The following is a 3,379-nucleotide window of genomic DNA, read 5'->3' as shown; positions in this document are numbered from 1 at the left end:
GCTTCTTCCCCCACTACAGCCCCATTTCATACAAAAAAGCGATGCTAAGGAACTTGCCCTGCACCGCTTCTCCACGATTCACTTTCCTAACCGCTTATGCTGAACATCCTCCACACGCTGACTGATCCTGGCGAGCACAAAGGCGATGATAACCGAGAATATCACAATGCCGTAAAATCCGGCTCCGATCCCTATGCCAATCCCTCCAGCGAAAAAGATCATGGCTGCGGAGGTCAGTCCTTTTACTTTCAAGCCGTCCTTCAAGATGACGCCTGCTCCCAAAAAGCCAAGACCTGTAACAATCTGCGCAGCCAAGCGCATCGGATCCATCATCGTTCCGTTGCCAGGCGCACTGTATAGCTTTGTACTGTAAATGGAAACGAGTGTGATGAGCGTGCAGGCTACGGACACATACATATACGTTTTCAACCCGGCAGGCTTGTTTCTGTGCGAGCGATCCCACCCGATGAACAAACCGAGAATCGCGCTCACCACTACCCGCACATACATTTCCAAGTCATACTGCACATACAACCATTGTAGAGTCTCCATCCTTGTCACCTTCTTATAGCGATAGAGACATGATATGTGCAGATTCGAAAAATAGACCGGCTTTTTCTAAAGCTTACTCCCTTTCTATCCTCACTTCTGGCCCGACAAAGACTTCAAACAACCGCTCCCAGGGAAGCTTGATCTCCTTATCCGTTAATTCGACAATTTCGCCTTCAAATGTATTTTTGCCTCGTTTCCCGATAACCAGCGATTGATTGGCAAAATAGTTTTCGTACCATTCTTCCGCATGTGGTGTCAGTGCATCCCTCACAAAATCATTGACTTCGTCGTAGTCATCTCCGAGGTTCCATTCATTTCCGTTTAACTCTTTTACGAGGTTTCGTGCTTCTGCCATGACTTCATTGCGGTAATGATGGTCATTTACAAACGATGACAAGAGCAGATTGATATGAGTTTCTGCCGCATCCACCGTTAAGGGCACACCGAACTGATTTCCTTTTTCCAAAAAGGCTGATCGTTGCAACGCCTGTCCCAACGCGCTTCCCATGTTATTTCCCGCGGTCCCCCATGCCGTGTACGCGAACAGTTCCGGCAGCTTTACTTCCTCTTGCAGTCTCGCGATCAGCTCAGGGTCGGCTTTGTTTGTAATCGTCACGTCTGTAATGGCGACCTGCTTTCCTTCCTCCAGAAGCTCATTGATTTCTTCGACGAACGCATCCAGGTCTTCGCGTCTCTCTGCGCTGCTCTGTCCTTTTTTCTTCGGGGAATTGATCATGAGCACGATATCTGCATCGTCTTCATCCCGAACTGGCTTGCCGCCTGCAGCGAAGATATGCTTCTCGACGTTTACATCAAAGGTCGTGTCTTCAAACGGCGCCGTCCACTCACTGCCGTCTATGCCCGAATACTCCACTGCTACTTTTGGATGGATGCGCATATCGTTCAAGGCGAATCTGCTCAACAAGACCGTTCCTACTTCGTCTGCTCCAGGGAAAATCGCTACACGATCCTCAACATCCAGCTCCTTTGCTTTTTTGACCAAGGTCTCCCGCTCTGCCCGGTGAAGGCCATGAGGAGCAGCGTCATCCTGAGCCAGCACTAAATAATCAATGGTCCCGTCCTCTACCCAGTCGATCAACAAGGAATTAATCTTATGGTTGCGCTCACGGGCATTCAGGTAATCTTCCAGCACAGACTCGGGAATCTCCCTCTCCAACTGATCGAGCCGATCCTTTTTTTCTGTCATGCCGAGGTTGTGCACCTCATCGTATAAAATGGCCCATTCTCTGATTTGCTCATAGTATTTCAATGTTTCGGGATCAGTCGCCGTCACAGCCAAGCGTTGAATCGTATCAAAGACGTAGATCGGCTTTTTGGAATGTTTATCTCTCAGTCTCTTAATAGCTTCGATATTGGACAGGGCATCTTCATAGGACTGTTGATCGGTACGGGACGCAACCAGCCCGCCATATGCCAGCATACTGACAGAGATGACCGAGCCGTCCACTTTGCTTGCTTGTTCGATTAGCCAATCGCCAATTTCTTCCCCATCTCCCGGAGTCATAAAGTGACCGAGTATGTCTTCGTCCGGCATAATCGCCTCCACTCCGCCTGCCCGTGCTGACATTTGCGGAAAATACGTATTGACCGGGCGATCATCGAGGGGGACAAGGGCGACTTTGGCAATGGGCTTGGGTAACGCTTTTTTCGCCGCAACTGTACTCGTCTGCGTAAATGGAACCATGCCTGTTACTAGTGCTGCCATAGCTAGTGCCGAAATGACAACGCGCAACTTTTTCATCGATCCAATCTCCTTTCAAAATGAAAAGGTTTAATCAAGGACGGCATTCGCTAGACGCAATTGTTCCTGTAATTTCGCCACGTGAATCAAACGCGGAGGGGTCTTGTCGTGAAACGCGATGGCCGCTGCTGTACCTGCTGCTTGCCCTGTAGCCATACAGCTCGGGGTAAGCCTGGTCGTAGCCAGCGCCTCATGTGTCGTAGAGATACAACGCCCCGCCGCAAGCAGGTTGTCGATGGACGGAGGGATCAGGCATCGATACGGTATGTCATAAGCGCCCTCCCCTTCAATATCTGCTGCCACTACGCCTTTGCCAGAAGGATCGTGAATGTCAACCGGATAGCCGCTTCGTGCGATGACATCCGGAAAACGCCTGCCCGCGACCACGTCTTCGATCGTTAAGCTGTACTCTCCAACGATTCTGCGTGTCTCACGGATTCCAATTTGCGTTCCGACTGCGGAGACGGATGCTTTCGCGAAACCGGGAACTTTATTTTTTAAAAATTCAGACATAAATAACACCTGACGTCTCCCTTCTTCCTCCGCTTCCGTCAAATCCTCGACATCTGTTCCATCCAGCCCCTGTACCCGCGTGCAATTGATCAGAACTTCATCGCTCTCTGGCCCTGTAAAAAACAGAACTTGATCCCGATTTATCGGAACACCTGACATCTTCCAATGCGTATAAAAGCCTTGGACACCCGTCAGTGGAATGGACGGCAGCTGTGCAAACGGCGTCTTGTGATAAAACTCATCTGGATGATCAAGCATGTATTGCTTCACCTGCTCCAGATCGACGCCGCGCATGCGAAACTTCATGGTCATCGGCTGTGTCAGCCCATCTCCATCTCGCCCTTTGCTCGTCGGCGATCCCGATAAATAAGCAATATCTGCATCGCCTGTCGCATCGACGAACACCTTGGCCTTGATCTCATACTTGCCCGATTTGCTGGTGAGCGTAACTGAAGTAATCTCTGTCCCCTCTACCTTCACCTGATCGACAAAGCTGTGGACAAACAGCTTGACGCCCGCTTCCTTGAGCATTTCAACAGCGACCAGCTTGTA

The 3,379-nt window shown here is 50.2% G+C and carries 3 protein-coding genes; all 3 read right to left on the bottom strand.

Annotated elements, in window-relative coordinates; all coding sequences use genetic code 11:
- Nucleotides 1-78 precede the first annotated feature (78 nt).
- Nucleotides 79-552, bottom strand: coding sequence for an MgtC/SapB family protein (locus C7R94_RS28465; RefSeq protein WP_106785905.1), 474 nt, complete (start codon nt 550-552; stop codon nt 79-81).
- Between the two features lie 73 nt (nt 553-625).
- Nucleotides 626-2,314 carry a DUF4127 family protein gene (locus C7R94_RS28460; RefSeq protein ID WP_106785904.1) on the bottom strand — a complete coding sequence of 563 codons (1,689 nt, stop codon included), beginning with the start codon at nt 2,312-2,314 and terminating at the stop codon, nt 626-628.
- A gap of 30 nt (nt 2,315-2,344) precedes the next feature.
- Nucleotides 2,345-3,379 (bottom strand): FAD-dependent oxidoreductase (locus C7R94_RS28455; protein ID WP_106785903.1); only part of this gene is annotated, 1,035 nt, incomplete at its 5' end.

Origin of the sequence: Brevibacillus sp. NRRL NRS-603 (assembly GCF_003013445.1) — a bacterium.
In the GTDB taxonomy this organism is placed as follows: domain Bacteria; phylum Bacillota; class Bacilli; order Brevibacillales; family Brevibacillaceae; genus Brevibacillus; species Brevibacillus formosus.
This window is presented reverse-complemented; position numbering and strand designations above follow the sequence as displayed.

Bases quoted from the DNA above. Each gene is read 5' to 3' on its own strand.
- C7R94_RS28460 (WP_106785904.1), bottom strand. From the start codon at position 2,314: ATGAAAAAGTTGCGCGTTGTCATTTCGGCACTAGCTATGGCAGCACTA.
- C7R94_RS28465 (WP_106785905.1), bottom strand. From the start codon at position 552: ATGGAGACTCTACAATGGTTGTATGTGCAGTATGACTTGGAAATGTAT.